The organism is Leucobacter insecticola (genome assembly GCF_011382965.1).
GTDB lineage: Bacteria > Actinomycetota > Actinomycetes > Actinomycetales > Microbacteriaceae > Leucobacter > Leucobacter insecticola.
On the sequence record NZ_CP049934.1, the window covers coordinates 1,304,542 to 1,324,469 of the forward strand.

18 protein-coding genes are annotated in these 19,928 nt (G+C 61.9%); 11 read left to right on the plus strand and 7 right to left on the minus strand.

What is annotated here, in order from left to right; translation table 11 throughout:
• Positions 1 to 21 precede the first annotated feature (21 nt).
• Complete coding sequence (locus tag G7067_RS05905; protein WP_166322702.1) at positions 22 to 360, plus strand: TfoX/Sxy family protein; 339 nt, start codon at positions 22 to 24, stop codon at positions 358 to 360.
• Here G7067_RS05905 and G7067_RS05910 read toward each other — a convergent pair.
• Genes G7067_RS05910 through G7067_RS05920 form a run of 3 tightly spaced genes read right to left on the minus strand, consistent with a single transcriptional unit; the run spans position 350 to position 2,379 of the window.
• Positions 350 to 781: an NUDIX hydrolase gene (locus G7067_RS05910; protein ID WP_166322704.1), complete on the minus strand. Its 432-nt coding sequence runs from the start codon at positions 779 to 781 to the stop codon at positions 350 to 352. The genes G7067_RS05905 and G7067_RS05910 overlap by 11 nt on opposite strands.
• Positions 778 to 1,620, minus strand: a complete 843-nt coding sequence (locus G7067_RS05915; protein WP_244301295.1) for a nitrilase-related carbon-nitrogen hydrolase — start codon at positions 1,618 to 1,620, stop codon at positions 778 to 780. Before G7067_RS05915 ends, G7067_RS05910 begins: the two co-directional genes overlap by 4 nt.
• A 9-nt stretch (positions 1,621 to 1,629) precedes the next feature.
• Complete coding sequence (locus tag G7067_RS05920; protein ID WP_425280698.1) at positions 1,630 to 2,379, minus strand: sulfite exporter TauE/SafE family protein; 750 nt, start codon at positions 2,377 to 2,379, stop codon at positions 1,630 to 1,632.
• A gap of 74 nt (positions 2,380 to 2,453) precedes the next feature.
• Between G7067_RS05920 and G7067_RS05925 the strand changes: the two genes are divergently transcribed.
• Positions 2,454 to 3,029, plus strand: coding sequence for an NUDIX hydrolase family protein (locus G7067_RS05925; protein ID WP_166322706.1), 576 nt, complete (start codon positions 2,454 to 2,456; stop codon positions 3,027 to 3,029).
• Positions 3,030 to 3,037: 8 nt separating this feature from the next.
• Here the strand turns inward: G7067_RS05925 and G7067_RS05930 are convergent, their stop codons facing one another.
• The 4 genes from G7067_RS05930 to G7067_RS05945 form a co-directional block, all read right to left on the minus strand.
• A complete protein-coding gene (locus G7067_RS05930) occupies positions 3,038 to 3,493 on the minus strand; it encodes a SprT-like domain-containing protein (protein WP_166322708.1) in 456 nt (151 codons plus the stop codon).
• 77 nt (positions 3,494 to 3,570) lie between these two features.
• A complete protein-coding gene (locus G7067_RS05935; protein ID WP_166322710.1) occupies positions 3,571 to 4,425 on the minus strand; it encodes a spermidine synthase in 855 nt (284 codons plus the stop codon).
• Positions 4,422 to 5,090 carry a phosphatase PAP2 family protein gene (locus G7067_RS05940; RefSeq protein WP_166322712.1) on the minus strand — a complete coding sequence of 223 codons (669 nt, stop codon included), beginning with the start codon at positions 5,088 to 5,090 and terminating at the stop codon, positions 4,422 to 4,424. The genes G7067_RS05935 and G7067_RS05940 overlap by 4 nt, the downstream gene beginning before the upstream one ends.
• A 9-nt stretch (positions 5,091 to 5,099) precedes the next feature.
• Positions 5,100 to 6,254, minus strand: coding sequence for a hypothetical protein (locus tag G7067_RS05945; RefSeq protein ID WP_166322714.1), 1,155 nt, complete (start codon positions 6,252 to 6,254; stop codon positions 5,100 to 5,102).
• Between the two features lie 248 nt (positions 6,255 to 6,502).
• On the opposite strand from G7067_RS05945, the gene rpoB reads away from it, so the two are divergent.
• From rpoB to fusA, 9 genes are all read left to right on the plus strand, one after another.
• Entirely contained in the window at positions 6,503 to 10,000 is a 3,498-nt protein-coding gene (rpoB, locus tag G7067_RS05950; RefSeq protein ID WP_166322716.1) for a DNA-directed RNA polymerase subunit beta, read from the plus strand.
• Between the two features lie 101 nt (positions 10,001 to 10,101).
• Entirely contained in the window at positions 10,102 to 13,995 is a 3,894-nt protein-coding gene (gene rpoC, locus G7067_RS05955; RefSeq protein ID WP_166322718.1) for a DNA-directed RNA polymerase subunit beta', read from the plus strand.
• Between the two features lie 285 nt (positions 13,996 to 14,280).
• Entirely contained in the window at positions 14,281 to 15,252 is a 972-nt protein-coding gene (locus G7067_RS05960; RefSeq protein ID WP_166322720.1) for a DMT family transporter, read from the plus strand.
• A gap of 149 nt (positions 15,253 to 15,401) precedes the next feature.
• Positions 15,402 to 15,563, plus strand: a complete 162-nt coding sequence (locus G7067_RS14200; protein ID WP_244301296.1) for a hypothetical protein — start codon at positions 15,402 to 15,404, stop codon at positions 15,561 to 15,563.
• An 8-nt stretch (positions 15,564 to 15,571) separates the two neighbouring features.
• Positions 15,572 to 15,730 (plus strand): hypothetical protein, encoded by a 159-nt coding sequence (locus G7067_RS14205; RefSeq protein ID WP_244301297.1) that lies wholly within the window; start codon positions 15,572 to 15,574, stop codon positions 15,728 to 15,730.
• A gap of 112 nt (positions 15,731 to 15,842) precedes the next feature.
• Positions 15,843 to 16,367: a spermidine/putrescine ABC transporter substrate-binding protein gene (locus G7067_RS05970; protein WP_244301298.1), complete on the plus strand. Its 525-nt coding sequence runs from the start codon at positions 15,843 to 15,845 to the stop codon at positions 16,365 to 16,367.
• Between the two features lie 384 nt (positions 16,368 to 16,751).
• Entirely contained in the window at positions 16,752 to 17,123 is a 372-nt protein-coding gene (rpsL, locus tag G7067_RS05975; protein WP_166322722.1) for a 30S ribosomal protein S12, read from the plus strand.
• On the plus strand, positions 17,123 to 17,593 hold the full coding sequence (rpsG, locus tag G7067_RS05980; protein ID WP_166322724.1) for a 30S ribosomal protein S7: 471 nt from the start codon (positions 17,123 to 17,125) through the stop codon (positions 17,591 to 17,593). Before rpsL ends, rpsG begins: the two co-directional genes overlap by 1 nt.
• 116 nt (positions 17,594 to 17,709) lie before the next feature.
• Positions 17,710 to 19,830 (plus strand): elongation factor G, encoded by a 2,121-nt coding sequence (gene fusA / locus G7067_RS05985; RefSeq protein WP_166322726.1) that lies wholly within the window; start codon positions 17,710 to 17,712, stop codon positions 19,828 to 19,830.
• Positions 19,831 to 19,928 lie beyond the last annotated feature (98 nt).

Consider the following 19,928-nt stretch of genomic DNA (forward strand, 5'->3'; position numbering starts at 1 on the left):
CGGCAGGGCTACGCTGGAGGTATGAGCACGCGAGCCGAAACCATTGAGTTCCTCACCGACCAGTTGAGCGCACTTCCCAACATTCGCTCGAAACAGATGTTTGGCGAGTATGCCCTGTACTGCGACGAGAAGGTGGTCGCGTTTGTGTGCGACGATGAGCTCTTCATTAAACCGACGGAGGAGGGTCGCGCCTACATCGGTGAACCGGAGGAAGCGCCAGCGTATCCCGGTTCGAAGCTGTACTACCGGGTGAGCGGCGACCGCTGGGAAGATCGGGAGTGGTTGACCGGCCTGATCGATACGACCGCCGCGGCCCTGCCGCTGCCAAAGCCCAAGAAGCCGCGGAAGCCTAAGGCTTAGCGGGCTCCTGTCTGGGGAGCACCGGAAAAATGTAGTCCGTGTTCAGCGGTGCCATGTCCGGGCGGGCGATCGCGGGATCCACCCACTCGAGATACTCGATCTCGGCGCGGGGAACAGCCCTCGCCGCAGGCGCGACGAAGGGGTGCTCGAACACCGCCGCCTCCACCGTGTGGCCAGGCTCGTTCGCGGCGCTCGCGCGAAACACTCCAAGTGGGCGCAGCCTGCTGGCGTCGAGGGGCACTCCGAGCTCCTCCGCAAATTCGCGGACCGCCGTGTCTCGCGGATCCTCACCCGCTTCATGCTTCCCGCCGGGCAGCATCAGTGAGCTCGTACCGCGCTTGCGCACATTGAGTACGCGGCCCTGTTCGTCGCGCATGACGACGGCGCTCACGCGGATGATGCGTCTCGCATCCCCACTCATGCCTCGGCTCCTGACTCGTGCGACAGCGCCGCATAGCTCTCTGGGTTCAGACGGTCCGCGATCACTGGAAACTCAGCGCGCACCGTGTGTGCCTGGGCGGGATCAACGTCCACGATCAACACTTCCTCGCCGGCGCCGCACTCTCCAAGCACGCGTCCCGAGGGGTCGACCACGCGGCTGAAGCCGCCAAGTTCGACGCCGTCCTGGGTGCCGCAGGCGTTACACGCGAGGATCCACAGTTGATGCTCCACCGCACGCGCCTGGGTGAGGATGCGCCAGTGCTCTCGCCTCGCTGCGGGCCATGCCGCCGGCACCACCACGGTTTCCGCGCCGCGCGCGCTCAGCTCCTGCCACAGACCCGGAAACCGCAGGTCGTAGCAAGTCGTGCTCGCGAGCGACCCAAGCGGGCTCGCCTGCACGTTCAGGGTGGTGCCGGGAGTGAGCAGCGCCGCTTCGAGCGACTGATATCCGAACACGTGGATCTTCCGGTAGGTCTGCGTGATGCGGCCCGAGGAATCAATCACCACCGCGGTGTTGTGCAGCGCGCCGTCTGTTCCGCGTTCGACGATGCTGCCCAGGTGTATCGTCGCGCCGAGATCCTGAGCGACGCGCTTGCCCATCTGCACCGTCGGTCCGTCAAGGCTCTCAGCCAGTTCCTCGTACCGCGTGAACGAGAAGTATCCGGCGCTCCACAGCTCAGGCAATACGAAGAGGTCAACGTCCGGGTGCTGTCTGAGAAGCGCCTCGACTCGCTCGATGCGTTCGGGCTGCGATTCGTCGTCGGGGCTTGCCACCTGCACGAGGGCAACACGCACTGACAAAGCTGGGCTGGAATTCATGCCTCAAGACTACGGAACAATCACCAGGTATAGCGCACCGAGCGTTGAGAGGAGCAGCACGATCCATTCGAACGCCCGTTGCGGAATGTGCTTGACGATCCCGCGCCCCACGAACCCACCAGCCACGACAGCGGGAACAAGGACGAGTGACAGCAGCAGTGTTGCGGGCGTAATGAGGCCCAATCCGAGGGAGAACGGCACCTTCCCCAGGTTCACCAGCGCAAAAAACCAGGCCGCCGTGCCCAGAAAAGCGCGCACAGGAAACTTCGCCGCGAGAAAGTACATCGACATGACGGGTCCGCCCGCGTTCGCCACCATCGTCGTAAATCCAGCGAGAGCACCGTAACTCAGACGGGTGAGCTTTCCCACGTCTGCCTTCGGGGTCCCGAAGCGTCGCCACAGTGAAATACCCACAAGCAATAGCAGGATCACCCCGATGACGCGGCGCACACCGCCGTCGCTCGACACCGCAAGAAACACGACTCCCAGGAGCACCCCGACAACCACGGTGGGGAAGAGGCGCAGGATCGTCGGCCAATCAGCGTGTTTCCGGTACGCCCAGAGCGCAAACACGTCGCCGACAATGAGAAGCAGCAGAAGCGCGCCCGTTGATGCTTTCGCCGGAAGGACCGTGGCAAACACCGCGACCGCGATCGTGTTTGCGCCGGGCAGTGCGGCCTTCGAGAGCCCGACAATGAGGCCCGAAACAACGAGCAACGTCCACCCCCACACGGGGAGCATCGGCAGCATCTCAAGCATCCCTCAACTGTAGGCCTATTCCGTCACGCCGCCGCGCGCACGGACGAGCACAAGATGGTACGGCAGAATGGCCCATGACTATCGATACGGCTGAGCTGCCAGACCCCGACGGCCCCGAGGATCGCCCGACTCCCGCGGGCAACCCGGGGTGGCTCAACGAGGACGAGTTGAGCTTTGTGCGTGGACGAATCCCCATCGTCTACGTCGAAGCGGTGCCCGTGCGCCTCAACGGACTCGGTCAGGTCAGTGAGGTCGGGATTCTGCTGCGAGGCACCCCCGAGGGAGAAATGACCCGCTCGTTCGTTTCCGGCCGGGTGCGCTACGGCGAGACACTTCGCGAGGCACTCTTTCGGCACCTCGAAAACGACCTTGGCCCGATGGCCTTCCCGCAGATGCCCGCGGCGCTCGTACCGACCCAGGTCGCAGAGTACTTTCCGATGCCGGGAATCTCGCAGTTTGTTGACCCTCGGCAGCACGCGATCTCGCTCGTGTACGTCGTGCCGGTCACGGGTACCTGCAATCCGCGCCAGGACGCGCTCGAGGTGACATGGATGTCACCCGAAGAGGCTCTCTCCGCTTCGACCCAGCTTGAGTTGCCAGGCGGTCGTGGGGTGTTGCTGCGCCAGGCGCTCGCCGCCGTGGGCTGCTGAGAGGCGTCCTAGCCCGCGCGTTTGCGCCACTCAATCAGGTGATCGCGTGAGAATCCCCGGGTGCAACTGCCGCAGGAGGTGATCCTGGTGGGCTTGCGAAACCGGTAGTGTTCGTGGCCCGCGGGGCAGGATCCGATCCACGGTGCGCGCTCGTGAGCAATCTCGCCATCGTGGGTGCGCCCGCCGACGTAGCCCAGCTCATCAGCAATGCGTTTCCAATGGGCTCCGTGGCCGGCCTCGGGGCCAGCGAGCGCGTGGGCGACCTCGTGGAGAAGTACCTGGTGGATCTCGTCATCGTCGAACTTCTCGCTGAGGTACCGCGACACCGTGATCTTCCGCTCGGTGAAGTTGCACAGCCCTGCCCGCCGTTTGGCGTGGTCGAAGCCAAAGCTCCACTCATGCGGATCGAGGTGCATGCGGATCAGCGCCTCGGCCCACACCCGCACCCGCGCAAGTTCAGCCATAGTGCCCCCCCAGACGTGCAATGATTTCGCCGCTGCGATCATACAAGAGACAGTACGCGTTGGCTCGGACATTGACGTCAGTCGAAGAGCTCGCGGGCGGGCGCCGGAGAAGTGACGGCGGTCGCGTCGGTCACGGGTTTTGCTCCGCGGGCGAAGTCTGCGAATTCGCGGCCCGCAAGCAGGCGAGCTGGATGGGGGCCTCCCGCGAGTAGCCGCGGCAGCCAGTCAAGCCCGTCTCCCGCCTGCTCCGCGTCCCACGCCAGAAGCACGACGTTGCCGAACCTGCGGCCCTTGAGTACCTGCGGCTCGGCGATCGCGGCGACCGAATCAAAAAGGCTCGCGAGCGTTGCCGCCTGGCCGCGGACAAAGGGGAGTCCTTTGCCGTCGGCAGCGTTCACAACCACCATGCCGCCGGAGCTAAGCAGCGGCTGTACGAGTTCGTAGAATTCGACGCTCGAGACGTGCGCGGGGGTCTGCGCCCCCGCAAAGATATCGACCACCACGAGATCCATCGCCCCGTGCATGCCCGCGGGCAGCCGCGCCAGTACCTCGCGTGCGTCGCCGCGGCGAACGCGAATACTTGCCCGTTTGGGTAGCGGAGCAGCCTCACGCACGAGATCGACGAGCGCACCCTCGATTTCGATCACCTGTTGACGGCTGCCCGGCCGTGTGGCCTCGATGTAGCGGGGGAGCGTGAATGCTCCGCCGCCGAGGTGCAGCGCCGAAATCGGCGCGCCCGGCATGCGAAACAGATCGATGACGTGGCCGATACGGCGCACATACTCGAAAAACAGCTCGCCCGGATCGCGGAGGTTGACGTGCGACTGCGGGGTGCCATCTACCACCAGCTGGATCGATCCGGGAACCCACTGATCCTCTTCAATTTCGGCAGTGAGCCCCGAGCTTAGTGTGATCGGATCCGGAAGCTTCATCTGGTGACTTCTTTCGGAAGGCAGAGCCGGCGCGCGATAATCGCAACGCTCGCTCCGAGAATGGCGCCAGCGAGAGTGTCGGAAAGCCAGTGCACATGCACCGCCGTGCGGCTCCACATCATGACCAGGATCCAGCACACGCTCACCGCCCACACCCAGCGGGTGGCGTTGCGGGAGAACGAGCCGCTGTACGTCACCACGAGCGCGATTGACACGGCAAGGGCCGCAGCCCCCATCGAGTGCCCCGAGGGGAAAGAGTGGCCGTGGGATGCGTAGAGCTGATCCCAGGGCCGCGGCCGAGACACGAGAGACTTCAGCGCCTCGGATCCGATGAGTCCGAGCAGCATCGTCGTTGCGACGGTGACCGCGTCTCTGAACCGGCGAAGCGCGAGCAGTAAAGCGACCAGGATCGCGGCCGAGGCGAGCACCCCAATCCGGTCGCCGATATTCGCCATGAACACGGCGACCGCGTAGGGGGCGGATCCGTGGCTCACCGTTGCAACCCCGTGCCACCACTCGTCGATGCCGAGGGGGCCTGAATTTACGAAGCGAAAGTAAGCCCCAACAGCGGCGACAACTACCAGCCCGACGATGGCCCAGGCTGTTGCGGTGCGCAATCGTGCGAGGCCCTGGGGTGTGTAGATGGGAGCGGAGGGAGTGCGCATCCGATTACCCTACCCGGGCGGGATGGGCGTTTCCGGGTTACCCGGCTGTTGGGTAGGCGGTACCGGTGGGCCGGGCGGCGCATAGCTCACAGGCGCGAGCGTAAAGGGATCGCCGAGCTGTTGTTTGGGCACGCCGTTCCAGAGTGACTGCAGGTGCGCTTGGAGCCGGAAGTGGAGCCCCTCGTGGCGCATTCGCGCGTCGACGTAGAGCAGCGTTGCGGCGGTTGATTGGATCGCGTATCCGGCGTATTGCACGGCGGTGGAGATCAGGCTAAAGATCAGCATCACGATTAGCGAGCCGATTGCCATGCCCGCGAATGCCGAGCCGGGGTCTGCGCTTGAAGCCGCGCCTGCAGAGCCGAGCGATCCAAACAACGGTGCGAAAGCGCCCGGAAGTGAAAGCAAATAGGCGGCCATGTATGCGATAAGACCGAGCACAAAGATCACGCCGAAGGTCACCCAAAAGCGACCTCGCGTCAGTCGCCAGGAGCGCAGGATCGAAGAGGTGGGGCCCGCGCCCTCGATGACGACGATGCTCGGTGCCAGCGCCATCTTGGTGCCCGCCCATGCCGAGAGAGGGAATATTGCACACAGGAGTGTGATCCCAAGAATCACTGTGAGCACCAGGCCTGCGGTGCCTCCGCCCGATCCGGCAAAAATTACCAGGATAAAGAGGAGCGTGAGGATCGCGATGGCGCCGAGGGCGAGCGCTGCCTGCACGAAGAGCAGCCCGACGAGCCGCCAGAGGGAGGGGCGTGCCCGCTGCCACAGCTGCGCAACGCGCGCTTTTCTGCCGAGCACCGCATCGCGGGCATTTTCGATCACGATACTTTGCGCCGCGGCTCCGGCGACGGCAACAACAAACAGAAGCCCCAGCAGTGCGATCATCAGCACAATGTCGACCCAGCCGAAGGAATAGGGCGCGGTGCCGCCACCGGTTGCCATGGGTGCAGTAATAATCAAAAGGATCATAAAGGCCACGCAGCCCGCTATTGCTGCGAGCAATGGGATCAGGATCGACGCCCCAAACACCACGCCAGGGCTGCGGCGAATCATGGAGAATGATGCGCTGAAGATCTCTCCGAAGCCCACGGGGTAGGGCGGGATCACGCCGCGGGGTGGCGCAGGATAGGGCTGCGGAGGCTGCGGCTGTGAATAGCTCATAAGAGATAAGCCTGGCAGCTTCGAGCCCGATCCCCAAGCCGAATCAGAGAACGCGCAAGATGCTCTTGTGAAGCCCAGATTGCGGTGTTATAGTTGAGAGTTGCACTACGGACACCACTGTGCCTGCATATATTGGTAGGCCCTCGGGAGCTGGCGCGAAAGCGCAGATGAGCCTCACCCCGTGATCCTAAAGCAACTCCCGCAAGACTAAGTCAATCGGCCCGACGGGGCCCACGGAGGTAGTTTCCTTGGCTGCTGCGCCCAACGCATCGTCAACCACCCAACCGAAGAACGGTCGCGATCATCAGCGGCTCTCCTTCGCCAAAATTTCCGACACGCTGTCGGTGCCAAACCTGTTGGCGCTGCAGCTTGAGAGTTTCGACTGGCTCGTCGGCAATGACGCGTGGAAGGAACGCGTCATTGAAGCACAGGCTCAGGGGCGCGATGACATCGCGCTGAAGAGCGGTCTGGAGGAGATCTTTGACGAGATCTCTCCGATCGAAGACAACGCTGGCACCATGCAGCTGTCGTTCGAGAACCCGATCCTTGATGAGCAGAAGTTCACCATCGAGGAGTGCAAGGAGCGCGGTAAGACCTATTCGGCACCGCTCTATGTTGAGGCGGCGTTCTACAACACCGAGACGCAGGTACTGAAGAGCCAGACGGTCTACATGGGTGATTTCCCCATCATGACCCCCAAGGGCACCTTCATCATTAACGGCACCGAGCGCGTCATTGTTTCGCAACTCGTGCGTAGCCCCGGTGTCTACTTCGAGCGCACGCAGGAGAAGACGAGCGATAAAGACGTCTTTACCGCTCGCGTGATCCCGAGCCGCGGCGCATGGCTTGAGTTTGAGGTCGACAAGCGTGACCAGGTTGGTGTGCGTATCGACCGCAAGCGTAAGCAGTCGGTCACCGTCTTCCTGAAGGCTCTCGGCATGACCAGCGAGGAGATCCTCGAAGAGTTCGCCGGCTACGAGTCCATCGCGCTGACTCTTGAGAAAGACGCGATTGTCACTCAGGAAGAGGCGCTGAAGGACATCTACCGCAAGCAGCGTCCGGGCGAGCAGGTTGCGATCGAGGCCGCGCGTGCGCTCCTCGATAACAGCTACTTCAATGAGAAGCGCTACGACCTCGCTAAAGTTGGTCGCTACAAGATCAACCGCAAGCTCGGTCTCGACGCCCCCATTACCGATTCGGTGCTCTCTCTCGAAGACATCGTCGCGACGATCAAGTACCTCGTTGGCCTGCACGCTGGCACCGAGAAGCTTCCCGGTATCCGCGACGGCAAGGCTGTCGACATTCGCCTTGACACCGACGACATCGATCACTTTGGTAACCGCCGCATCCGCGCGGTGGGTGAGCTCATCCAGAACCAGGTGCGCACCGGCCTCAGCCGTATGGAACGTGTCGTTCGCGAACGCATGACTACGCAGGACATTGAGGCGATCACGCCGAACACCCTGATCAACACGCGCCCCGTGCTCGCGGCGATCAAGGAGTTCTTCGGCACTTCGCAGCTGTCGCAGTTCATGGATCAGAACAACCCGCTCGCGGGCCTGACCAACAAGCGCCGTCTGTCCGCGCTCGGTCCCGGTGGCCTGTCGCGTGACCGTGCTGGTGTTGAGGTTCGAGACGTTCACCCCTCCCACTACGGCCGCATGTGCCCCATCGAGACCCCGGAAGGCCCGAACATTGGCCTGATCGGTGCACTTGCAACGTTCGCGCGGATCAACGCCTTCGGGTTCATCGAGACGCCGTATCGTCGCGTGATCGACGGCAAGGCAACCGATCAAGTTGACTACCTGACCGCTCACGAAGAGGACGAGTTCCTTATCGCGCAGGCTGGGGCTCCGCTCGATAAGAACGGCAAGTTCATTGAGAAGCAGGTTCTTGCTCGCCCCCGCGGCTCCGAGGTTGTGCTGGTTGATGCAGACCGTGTTGAGTACATGGACGTTTCGCCCCGCCAGATGGTGTCGGTAGCGACCTCGCTGATCCCGTTCCTCGAGCACGACGATGCAAACCGCGCGCTCATGGGCGCGAACATGCAGCGTCAGGCTGTGCCGCTCGTGCGCAGCTCTTCACCGCTCGTCGGAACCGGCATGGAGGGCTACGCAGCCATCGACGCCGGTGACGTTGTGACCGCTGAGAAGTCCGGCGTGATCGCCGACGTTTCCGCTGACGTCGTCACCGTGCAGCAAGATGAGGGCGGCACGAAGAGCTACTACATGCGCAAGTTCGACCGCTCGAACCAGGGCACGAACTACAACCATCGTGTGATCGTGAAGGCTGGCGAGCGCATCGAGGCAGGCGAGGTCATCGCTGACGGCCCCGCAACCGAGAATGGTGAGCTCGCGCTCGGCAAGAACCTGCTCGTCGCGTTCATGTCGTGGGAGGGACACAACTTCGAGGACGCGATCATCCTGAGCCAGAACCTGGTGAAGGACGACACGCTCTCGTCGATCCACATTGAGGAGTACGACGTCGATGCTCGCGACACCAAGCTGGGCAAGGAAGAGATCACCCGTGATCTCCCGAACGCCAGCATGGAGGCGCTGAAGGATCTCGACGAGCGCGGCATCATCCGCATCGGCGCTGAGGTTACCCCCGGCGACATCCTCGTCGGCAAGGTCACGCCGAAGGGCGAGACCGAGCTTTCAGCCGAGGAGCGTCTGCTCCGCGCGATCTTCAACGAGAAGAGCCGTGAGGTGCGCGACACCTCCCTCAAGGTGCCGCACGGTGTCTCTGGCACGGTGACCTCGGTCAAGGTATTCGACGCGGAGAATGACAACGACGACGAACTCGGCTCTGGCGTCAATCAGCGCGTTGTCGTGTACATTGCGCAGAAGCGTAAGATCACCGAGGGCGACAAGCTCGCGGGTCGCCACGGCAACAAGGGCGTCATCTCGAAGATCCTCCCGGTCGAAGACATGCCCTTCCTCGCGGATGGCACGCCCGTCGACGTGATCCTGAACCCGCTCGGTATTCCCGGCCGCATGAACTTCGGCCAGGTGTTGGAGATTCACCTCGGCTGGATCGCCAAGCAGGGCTGGAATGTCGAGGGCAACCCCGAGTGGGCGGCGAAGCTGTCCAAGGAAGCGCTCTCGGCCGCCCCCGGCACCAAGGTTGCGACCCCGGTGTTTGACGGTGCGTCAGAGGCTGAAATTGCAGGGCTCCTCGACTCCACGCTCGAGACGCGTGACGGCGAGCGTTTGATCGATTCGAGCGGCAAGACGCGCCTGTTTGACGGTCGTTCCGGCGAGCCCTACCCCTACCCTGTGTCGGTCGGCTACATGTACATCCTGAAGCTGCACCACCTTGTCGATGACAAGATCCACGCGCGGTCAACGGGTCCCTACTCCATGATCACGCAGCAGCCGCTCGGCGGTAAGGCCCAGTTTGGTGGCCAGCGCTTTGGTGAGATGGAAGTGTGGGCGCTCGAGGCCTACGGTGCAGCATATGCGCTGCAGGAACTACTCACGGTGAAGTCCGATGACATCCTCGGACGTGTGAAGGTCTACGAGGCGATCGTGCGCGGGGAGAACATCCCTGAGCCCGGTGTCCCCGAGTCGTTCCGCGTTCTCATGAAGGAAATGCAGTCGCTGTGCCTGAATGTTGAGGTACTCGGTGCTGACGGTCAGGCCGTCAACCTGCGTGACAACGATGACGAGGCTCACCGCACAGCGGAAGAGCTCGGCATTAACCTGTCATCCCGTTTCGAGACCTCGTCTATCGACGAAATCTGAGTCTAGGCGGATCTCATTTCAAGATGGGATTCGCAACTATGTGATTACACCCAACGGTGAGATCACACCGAATCAGACTTTTTAGTTACCAAGGAGAAACATTGCTCGAGGGCACAGATTTCAACGAGTTGCAGATCCGTCTGGCTACGGCCGAAGACATCCGCAGCTGGTCGTTCGGCGAGGTTAAGAAGCCGGAGACCATCAACTACCGCACCCTGAAGCCAGAAAAGGACGGCCTGTTCGGCGAACAGATCTTCGGACCGAGCCGCGACTGGGAGTGCGCGTGCGGCAAATACAAGCGCGTCCGTTACAAGGGCATCGTGTGCGAGCGCTGCGGCGTCGAGGTCACCAAGTCCTCTGTACGTCGTGAGCGGATGGGCCACATCGAGCTCGCCGCACCCGTCACGCACATCTGGTACTTCAAGGGCGTGCCGTCACGCCTGGGCTACCTGCTCGACATGGCACCGAAGGACCTCGAAAAGGTCATCTACTTCGCCGCCTACATGATCATTGACATTGATGAAGAGGGACGTCACGAGGACCTCGCCGAGTTGGAAGCCGAGCTTCGTCTCGAGCTGAAGGCTCTCGAGGAGCAGCGCGACCTCGGTATCGCGAAGCGCCAGCAGCAGGCAGAAGCCGACCTAGCCGCGCTTGAGGCTGAGGGTGCGAAGGCGGATCAGCGCCGTCGTGCCGAAGCCTCCGCCGAAAAGGAGATGGCCGCGATCCGCAAGGAGAAGGACGAGGAAATCGCCCGTCTCCAGCGCGTCTGGGAAGATTTCCGCAACCTGAAGGTGGGCGACCTGAAGCCCGAAGACGCTGTCTTCGCGGATCTCATGGACCGCTACGGCGATTACTTCGAGGCCTACATGGGCGCGGAGGCGATTAAGCGTCGCCTCGAGGCCTTCGACCTTGAGGCAGAGAGCGAAATCCTGCACCATCAGATCTCTGAGGGTAAGGGCCAGAAGAAGATCCGCGCGATTAAGCGCCTGAAGGTCGTCAGTTCCTTCCTGCAGACCGGCGCAAGCCCAGCCGCGATGGTGCTCGACGTCGTGCCGGTGATCCCGCCGGAACTGCGCCCGATGGTGCAGCTCGACGGTGGCCGCTTCGCGACCTCCGATCTCAACGATCTCTACCGCCGTGTGATCAACCGAAACAACCGTCTGCGTCGTCTGCTTGATCTCGGGGCGCCTGAGATCATCGTGAACAACGAGAAGCGCATGCTGCAGGAGGCCGTCGACGCGCTGTTCGACAACGGCCGTCGTGGTCGCCCAGTCACGGGCACCGGTAACCGGGCTCTGAAGTCATTGAGCGACATGCTCAAGGGCAAGCAGGGCCGTTTCCGTCAGAACCTGCTCGGTAAGCGTGTTGACTACTCGGGCCGTTCAGTGATTGTGGTCGGTCCGCAGCTGAAGCTGCACCAGTGTGGTCTGCCCAAGCAGATGGCGCTTGAGCTCTTTAAGCCGTTTGTGATCAAGCGCCTCATGGATCTGTCGCACGCGCAGAACGTCAAGGCCGCAAAGCGTATGGTTGAGCGCGCACGCTCAGAGGTGTGGGACGTGCTGGAGGAGATCATCCGCGAGCGCCCCGTGCTGCTCAACCGTGCACCGACGCTCCACCGCCTCGGCATCCAGGCGTTTGAACCGCAGCTCGTTGAGGGTAAGGCTATCCAGCTGCACCCGCTCGTCTGCACGGCGTTCAACGCTGACTTCGACGGTGACCAGATGGCAGTTCACCTGCCGCTATCGGTTGAGGCTCAGGCTGAAGCGCGTGTGCTGATGCTTGCTTCGAACAACATTCTGAAGCCGTCTGACGGTCGCCCGGTGACCCTGCCTTCACAGGACATGATCATTGGTCTGCACTTCATCACCACGGTGAAGCCTGATGGCATCGGCACTGGCCGCGCCTTCGGATCTGTCGCTGAAGCCATCCTCGCTATGGACGAGGGCACGCTGGATCTCGGCTCCAAAGTCAAGATCCGCCTCGAGGGCTACACCAATGCTGAGGGTGTCACCTCGGAGAAGCCCGTGCTTGTGGAGACGACACTCGGACGCGCGCTCTTCAATGAGACGCTGCCGAACGACTACGCCTACTTCGAGCGTGTGGCAGACAAGAACAGTCTGTCGAGCTTGGTCAATGACCTCGCTGAACGCTACCCGAAGGTCGAAGTCGCCGCGACCCTTGACCGGATCAAGGACGCAGGCTTCTACTGGGCATCACGCTCCGGTATTACGGTTGCGCTGTCAGATGTGGTCACCCCGCCCAACAAGGCAGAGATCATCGCTGAGCACGAGAAGCGCGCCACCAAGGTGCAGCGTGACTATGATCGCGGCATGATCCAGGATAGCGAGCGGCATAAGGCGCTTGTCGAGATCTGGACCGAGGCGACCGACGAGGTTGCTGCTGCGATGCGCGAGTCGTTCACCGACGAGAACACCATCCACCGGATGGTCTCCTCGGGTGCTCGAGGTAACTGGCTGCAGATCCGCAATATTGCGGGCATGCGAGGCCTGGTGTCGAACCCGAAGGGTGAGATCATCCCGCGTCCGATCATCAACTCGTACCGCGAGGGCCTGTCGGTGGCGGAGTACTTCATCGCGACCCACGGTGCCCGTAAGGGTCTCGCCGATACCGCTCTGCGTACGGCCGACTCGGGGTACCTGACCCGTCGTCTGGTTGACGTGTCGCAGGATGTCATCATCCGCGAGGAAGACTGTGGCACGAAGCGCGGACTAGACCTGCCGATTGCCGAGATTGACGCCAATGGCGTGCTTGTCGGCGACGAGAATGTCGAGAACTCGGTGTACGCACGTACGCTTTCCTCTGACGCGGTGGACGCCAACGGCGTCACCATCGCGCAGGCCGGTGAAGACGTGGGTGACGTGCTCATCGAGAAGCTGTTTGCTGCCGGCATCACGGAGATCAAGGTCCGTTCGGTCCTGACCTGCGAGTCCGCTGTTGGCGTGTGCGCGACCTGCTACGGCCGCTCGCTTGCTACCGGCCAGCGCGTCGACATCGGCGAGGCCGTCGGCATTATCGCCGCACAGTCGATTGGTGAGCCGGGAACCCAGCTGACGATGCGTACCTTCCACACCGGTGGATCGGCCTCAGCCGACGACATCACGCAAGGTCTGCCCCGCGTGCAGGAGCTCTTCGAAGCGCGTACGCCCAAGGGCGCATCGCCGATCGCGGAAGCTGCCGGTCGCGTCACCATTGAAGACACGCCTAAGGGCCGCGTTATTCTCCTGACGCCGGACGACGGGACCGAGGAGAAAGCGTACCCGGTGCTAAAGCGTGCCACCCTGATTGTTGAAGACGGCGATCACGTTGAGCTCGGACAGCCGTTCTTGCAGGGCACTCTCGATCCGAAGGACATCCTGCAGGTCGGTTCCACCCGCGGCGACAAGCACATCCCCGGTGAGCGTGCCGTGCAGCGCTACCTCGTTGAGGGCGTGCAGAATGTGTACCGATCGCAGGGCGTGCCGATCCACGACAAACACATCGAGGTCATCGTTCGCCAGATGCTCCGCAAGGTCACCGTCGTTGACCATGGCGAGACCGAGCTGCTTCCGGGCGAGCTGGTTGACCGCGCGAAGTACCAGCGCATCAACCGTGAGGCGCTGCTCGAGGGCAAGCGGGTCGCAACGGCTCGTGCCGAGGTGATGGGGATCACGAAGGCGTCGCTCGCGACCGAATCCTGGCTGTCGGCCGCCTCCTTCCAGGAGACGACCCGTGTACTCACCCAGGCCGCGATGGAGGGATCGAAGGATCCGCTCATCGGTCTCAAGGAGAATGTCATCATCGGTAAGCTCATCCCGGCCGGTACCGGTCTGGGCGTTTACCGTGACGTCGATGTGCAGGCGACCGAGGAAGCGAAGGCGGAGCGTTACCCGAACCGTCTCTTCGCTACCGAGGGCACCTTCGACGAAAACGATCTCTCGTTCGTTGACTTCGAAAGCTTCACCGCTGACGAATTTAACCCGGGCAACTACAGCTAGTGCCTCCCGCTGATTGAGCGAGTTGCTTCCCGCTGATTGAGCGAGCGAAGCGGTTTGCTTCCCGCTGATTGAGCGAGCGAAGCGAGTCGAAATCAAGGGCTGCACGCTCAACCGGCACCAAGAACAGCGGACCGCCACCTGTCACAGGTGGGGGTCCGCTGTTTTTTGCGCCGTGCCGCGCGTGGTCGCAAGAAAGTAGCTCCGGGCTTGTACTGTAGCGGCACAACGTTCGTGTTTCGGGAATCGGCATCCCGAACAGACCGGGCTGCTACGAGAGGCATAGCGATGAACGAGAACCGCGAAACACCCCCTTCTAGGGCAGCGGAGAACCCGGAATCGACGAACCCGGGGGCTGCTATTGAGGAGACGGAGGCAACGAACACTCAGGTGCAAGACGCCGTTGCCAGAGCAACCAGCAGCGACGAACTCGAAGCCGAGGTCACTGTGGTTGAGGACACCGATACCGCAGCAGAACTCGCTGAGGCTGCAGCGGAAGCTGAGCGCCTGCGCCGTGAGCAGATCGCTTCCGTAGACACCGAGCTGAACATGGAGGCCGTCACCGCCGTCGAGCCGAGCCCGGTCGATTCGAGCCGAGTGGCCGCGCTTGACGAGCTGCCAAGCGCCGCTGCGACTCCCTTCGAAGAGGATCCGCTCGCCCGCGACGGCGAGATTCGGATCAGCAGTGATCACCCGATGGCGGCGTTCTACGTGCAAACGCCAATGCCACCGGACATTCGCGGTAACCGTGGCGCTGGAACCTTGATTGCGGTTCTCGCTACGATCGGCTTTGCGCTGGTCTACGCAGGCGTGCTCGCGGCCACGATCGCGCCCAGCACCCCGCCCTCGCAGTTTGTTGATGGCATGCTTGAGCAGCTGCTCTCCTGGGGCTTTATCGCCTCAGCGGTTGCGTTCCTCGTCGGAATGATTGTGCTGGTACTCATCTTTGGTCGCGCAGGCTGGTGGGCGTACGTACTTGGTGGCTTTTTCGTTGGTGTCGTCGTGTGGCTTGCGGCGACCGTGGGGGGCGCCGTTGATGCTGATGGTGTCCGTGCACTCTTCGATCGTTCGCCGTTTCAGACCATTGAGAAATTTGGCCTCTCGATCACCACGATTGCTGCGGCGATAGTGGCGCGCGAGTCTGCGGTATGGTTCGGCGCCTGGATCGGTGCGCGGGGTCGCAAGATCAAGCTCAAGAACGCTGAGGCCCTCGCTGAGTATGACGTGGCGCTGGCCGAGTCGCAGTCGAAATCCCTATGACTCCCGGCTCCCGTCCCAAAGTAACTCGTGGGTATGTGGGGAGTTTGCTGTTTGCGGCCGTGGTGGTTGCGGCAGCGTTGTTGATTGCGAGTTGGGGGCTACTGTCACTTGCTCTGGATCGCGCTCCAGTAACCAGTGAGCATATTTCCATGGCAGCGGCCCCGGTGCGCATCACCGCGTTGCTCGGGATCCTCGGCTGGACGCTCTGGAAACAGGCGTTGGTTCTCTTGCGGGGTAAGAAGTCCCCTCGTGGGGTGTCATTATTTCAGTATCGCTCGGCGCGTACCTGTTTTGGTGTGTCGGGGGCATGATGAGCGGCATGCGTATTGACGAAACCTGGCTGAGTCCCTTTGCGGCGGTATTGGCACCGATTTGGGCCGTCGCTGCGCTGCTCTTTTGGGCGATACTTGCGAGGCGTGTATACACCGATCGGCCCACTCCGAAGTGGCCGTGGGAGCGTGCCGAGGGGGACGAGTAATCGTGACGAGCGCGATCGAAGAGCGGGTCAGTGTCGCGGTTGATAGCTGGTTAAGGTGGGTGCCGAGCTGGAGCCCCGGCACGCATCGGGGCCGCGCAAAACTGTGTCGTCGGTGTACGGGATCTCCGTTTCTCGCAGCAGCCGGCATGCCCCCGGCACGCCGCACCAGGTCACGCACGCGCTCGTCTCACGTATGCAGCGCATCATTGACAGGTGGGTTGAGGAGTATACGGCGACCTCTTTGCCCGCGCTGCACGCCGAGCTTACGGGGGAGGAGTTGTGGAAGGCGAAGGGGTATGATCCTGTCGCTGGGCTCGAGCCCGAGTATGACGGGCTGGATCCTGATCCCGAACCCGATGAGGGTGAGCAACCGTTTCTGTTTACTCTGAGCGGGCTGGCTGAGGAAGTGAAACCTGAGCCGCCGTTGCCGCGACCGCCACTCAGCGCCGAAGAGAAGCAGCAGCTGCGGCATGAGATCCAGCTGGCGGACGCGTGCGCGGAAAATGCCGGCGCGGAGGTGTGTTTCGCGCTGGTGGAGCACCGGCCCAGGATTGTGTCCGCCGTTCACCGCTTTGTGGATCCTCAGATCCAGACAATCATTGACGACCTCAGTCGCAGCCTTGAGCCCCCGCAGTAGCGGCTGCGCATCATCCGCCGGTTGAGCGAATGTAGTGAGTCGAAACCCAGGTGACTGCCCGCTTGATTTCGACTCCGCGCTTCGCTCATTGCTCAATTGGCGGAAGGCGGATTGCGCTCGAAGGTGCTTAGCCCATATAGTGGTTCGTTGGGGTGTTCCACCCGCCGGTTTGTTGTGCCTCGGCTCGGCAAGCTTACGGAGGAGCCCCCACATAAGGGTCACTCGTCTCATCCGAGGCTGATACCCCCACGGCATAGCTGCACTCGGTTACCAAGCCCGCTCACGCGGTGCAAAAGCAACAGCAGCTCCGTGCCCGCGCAAGCGAGCACATGCTTGACCAAAAGAAGCACTCCTGTCACCGTGCAGGACCAACTAGGAGAATCAGTGCCTACTATTCAGCAGCTGGTTCGCAAGGGGCGGAAGCCGAAGGTCTCCAAGACCAAAGCTCCCGCACTGAAGGCGAACCCCCAGCAGCGCGGTGTGTGCACCCGTGTGTACACCACCACCCCGAAGAAGCCGAACTCGGCGATGCGTAAAGTCGCTCGTGTGAAGCTTTCGAACGGAACCGAGGTTACGGCCTACATCCCCGGTGAGGGCCACAACCTGCAGGAGCACTCCATGGTGCTCGTGCGCGGAGGTCGTGTAAAGGACCTTCCCGGTGTTCGTTACAAGATCGTGCGCGGCGCTCTCGATACGCAGGCGGTCAAGGACCGTCAGCAGGCTCGGAGCCGCTACGGTGCAAAGAAGGTGAAGTAATGCCTCGTAAAGGTCCTGCTCCGAAGCGTCCCGTCGTTGCCGATCCGGTATACGGCGCTCCCATTGTCAGCCAGTTGGTAAACAAGATCCTGCTCGACGGAAAGAAAGGCCTCGCAGAGCGTATCGTTTATGGTGCACTCGAGAACGTGGCTGAGAAGTCCGGTCAGGATCCCGTGGCGGTTCTCAAGAAGGCGCTCGACAACGTGCGTCCCACGCTTGAGGTTCGTTCGCGTCGCGTCGGCGGTAGCACCTACCAGGTGCCCATCGAAGTGAAGCCGCACCGTGCGAATACGCTCGCACTGCGCTGGTTGACCAACTACGCCAAGGCTCGTCGCGAAAACTCGATGACCGACCGTCTCACCAACGAGATTCTCGACGCATCCAACGGCCTCGGTGCCGCTGTGAAGCGCCGCGAAGACACGCACAAGATGGCTGAGTCCAACAGGGCATTCGCGCACTACCGCTGGTAAACCACCGGTAACTCAGACGGCGGGTTGGTTCGCAATTGCTGCGCCAACCCGTCGTCAGCGGGGCCACAGACACCCGCTAATTTCGAACTTTCACCCCCTATACGGAGGAGACCCCCGTGGCACAAGACGTGCTCACCGACCTGAGTAAGGTCCGCAACATCGGCATCATGGCGCACATCGATGCCGGCAAGACCACCACGACCGAGCGCATCCTGTTCTACACGGGTGTCAACCACAAGTTGGGCGAGACCCACGACGGCGGCGCTACGACCGACTGGATGGAGCAGGAGAAAGAGCGCGGCATCACGATCACCAGTGCCGCGGTGACCTGCTTCTGGAACAAGAACCAGATCAACATCATCGACACCCCCGGACACGTCGACTTTACTGTTGAGGTGGAGCGCTCGCTCCGCGTGCTCGACGGCGCGGTCGCTGTGTTCGACGGCAAGGAGGGCGTTGAGCCCCAGTCCGAGACTGTCTGGCGTCAGGCCGATAAGTACGGCGTTCCCCGCATCTGCTTCGTCAACAAGATGGACAAGATGGGCGCTGACTTCTACTTCACGGTTGACACCATTATCAATCGTCTCGGCGCAAAGCCTCTCGTGATGCAGCTCCCCATTGGCTCAGAGTCCGACTTCCTCGGTGTGGTCGACCTGCTCACTATGAAGGCCTTTGTCTGGGAGGGTGACGCAAAGGGCGATGTGACCCTCGGTGCAAACTACGAGGTCCAGGAGATCCCCGCGGATCTGCAGGCGCGCGCAGAGGAATACCGCGCAAAGCTTGTCGAGACCGTCGCCGAAACTGACGATGCGCTGCTCGAGAAGTTCTTCGGTGGCGAGGAGCTGTCGATCGAGGAGATCAAGGGCGGCATCCGCAAGCTCGTTGTCAACAACGAGATCTACCCGGTTTACTGCGGCTCGGCGTTCAAGAACCGCGGCATTCAGCCCATGCTTGACGCGGTTGTGGATTTCCTTCCCAACCCGCTTGACGTTGGTGCAATTGAGGCGCACGATCCCCGCGATGAAGACATCGTCATTGAGCGTCTGCCCAAGTCGGACGAGCCTTTCTCTGCTCTCGCGTTCAAGGTTGCTGTGCACCCGTTCTTTGGTCGACTCACCTACGTGCGCGTGTATTCGGGTCGTGCCGAGTCTGGCACCCAGGTTGTGAACTCAACCAAGGGCAAGAAAGAGCGCATCGGGAAGATCTTCCAGATGCACGCCAACAAAGAGAACCCTGTTGACGAGCTCACCGCGGGCAACATTTACGCCGTGATCGGCCTCAAGGACACCACCACTGGTGACACCCTGTGCGATCCCAACAATCAGGTTGTACTTGAGTCGATGACCTTCCCCGAGCCCGTGATCGAGGTGGCCATCGAGCCGAAGACCAAGGGTGACCAGGAGAAGCTTGGCACCGCGATCCAGAAGCTTGCCGAAGAGGATCCAACCTTCCGCGTCAGCCAGAACGAAGAAACGGGTCAGACTGTTATCGCTGGTATGGGTGAGCTGCACCTTGACATCCTTGTCGATCGCATGAAGCGTGAGTTCAAGGTTGAGGCGAACGTTGGTAAGCCCCAGGTTGCGTACCGCGAGACGATTCGCCGCGAGGTGCCGAAGTATGACTACACCCACAAGAAGCAGACCGGCGGATCCGGTCAGTTCGCGAAGGTGCAGATCGCGCTTGCTCCGCTCACCGACAGCGAGGGTGGCGACAAGATTTACGAGTTCGAGGACAAGGTGACCGGTGGTCGCGTGCCTCGCGAGTACATTCCGTCCGTGAACGCCGGTATCCAGGATGCAATGCAGTATGGCATCCTTGCCGGGTTCCCGATGGTCAACGTGAAGGCCTCACTGCTTGATGGCCAGTACCACGACGTTGACTCTTCGGAAATGGCGTTTAAGATTGCTGGCTCTATGGCGTTCAAGGAGGCCGCGCGCCTGGCTCAGCCAGTGCTGCTCGAGCCCATGATGGCCGTTGAGGTGCGTACGCCCGAGGAATACATGGGCGACGTTATCGGCGATCTGAACTCCCGTCGTGGGCAGATCCAGTCGATGGAGGATGCGAGTGGCGTGAAGGTTGTTCGCGCTCTTGTTCCCCTTTCTGAAATGTTCGGGTACATTGGTGATCTCCGGTCGAAGACCAGTGGACGCGCCGTGTTCTCGATGACCTTCGATTCCTATGCTGAGGTTCCGAAGGCTGTGGCCGAAGAGATCGTTCAGAAGGCCAAGGGCGAGTAATACTGCCCGACGGTCGGTGGCGAGGTAGTTTCTCGCCACCGACCTCCCGGCTCAGGTCGCGAACACGGCCCGGAGCTTGTAACATAAATACACACACC

Bases quoted from the DNA above. Each gene is read 5' to 3' on its own strand.
- G7067_RS05930 (WP_166322708.1), bottom strand. From the start codon at position 3,493: ATGGCTGAACTTGCGCGGGTGCGGGTGTGGGCCGAGGCGCTGATCCGC.
- G7067_RS05905 (WP_166322702.1), top strand. From the start codon at position 22: ATGAGCACGCGAGCCGAAACCATTGAGTTCCTCACCGACCAGTTGAGC.
- G7067_RS05940 (WP_166322712.1), bottom strand. From the start codon at position 5,090: ATGCGCACTCCCTCCGCTCCCATCTACACACCCCAGGGCCTCGCACGA.
- G7067_RS05915 (WP_244301295.1), bottom strand. From the start codon at position 1,620: ATGAATTCCAGCCCAGCTTTGTCAGTGCGTGTTGCCCTCGTGCAGGTG.
- G7067_RS14205 (WP_244301297.1), top strand. From the start codon at position 15,572: ATGCGTATTGACGAAACCTGGCTGAGTCCCTTTGCGGCGGTATTGGCA.
- G7067_RS05945 (WP_166322714.1), bottom strand. From the start codon at position 6,254: ATGAGCTATTCACAGCCGCAGCCTCCGCAGCCCTATCCTGCGCCACCC.
- G7067_RS05935 (WP_166322710.1), bottom strand. From the start codon at position 4,425: ATGAAGCTTCCGGATCCGATCACACTAAGCTCGGGGCTCACTGCCGAA.
- G7067_RS14200 (WP_244301296.1), top strand. From the start codon at position 15,402: ATGGCAGCGGCCCCGGTGCGCATCACCGCGTTGCTCGGGATCCTCGGC.
- rpsG (WP_166322724.1), top strand. From the start codon at position 17,123: ATGCCTCGTAAAGGTCCTGCTCCGAAGCGTCCCGTCGTTGCCGATCCG.
- G7067_RS05960 (WP_166322720.1), top strand. From the start codon at position 14,281: ATGAACGAGAACCGCGAAACACCCCCTTCTAGGGCAGCGGAGAACCCG.
- G7067_RS05925 (WP_166322706.1), top strand. From the start codon at position 2,454: ATGACTATCGATACGGCTGAGCTGCCAGACCCCGACGGCCCCGAGGAT.
- G7067_RS05910 (WP_166322704.1), bottom strand. From the start codon at position 781: ATGAGTGGGGATGCGAGACGCATCATCCGCGTGAGCGCCGTCGTCATG.
- G7067_RS05920 (WP_425280698.1), bottom strand. From the start codon at position 2,379: ATGCTTGAGATGCTGCCGATGCTCCCCGTGTGGGGGTGGACGTTGCTC.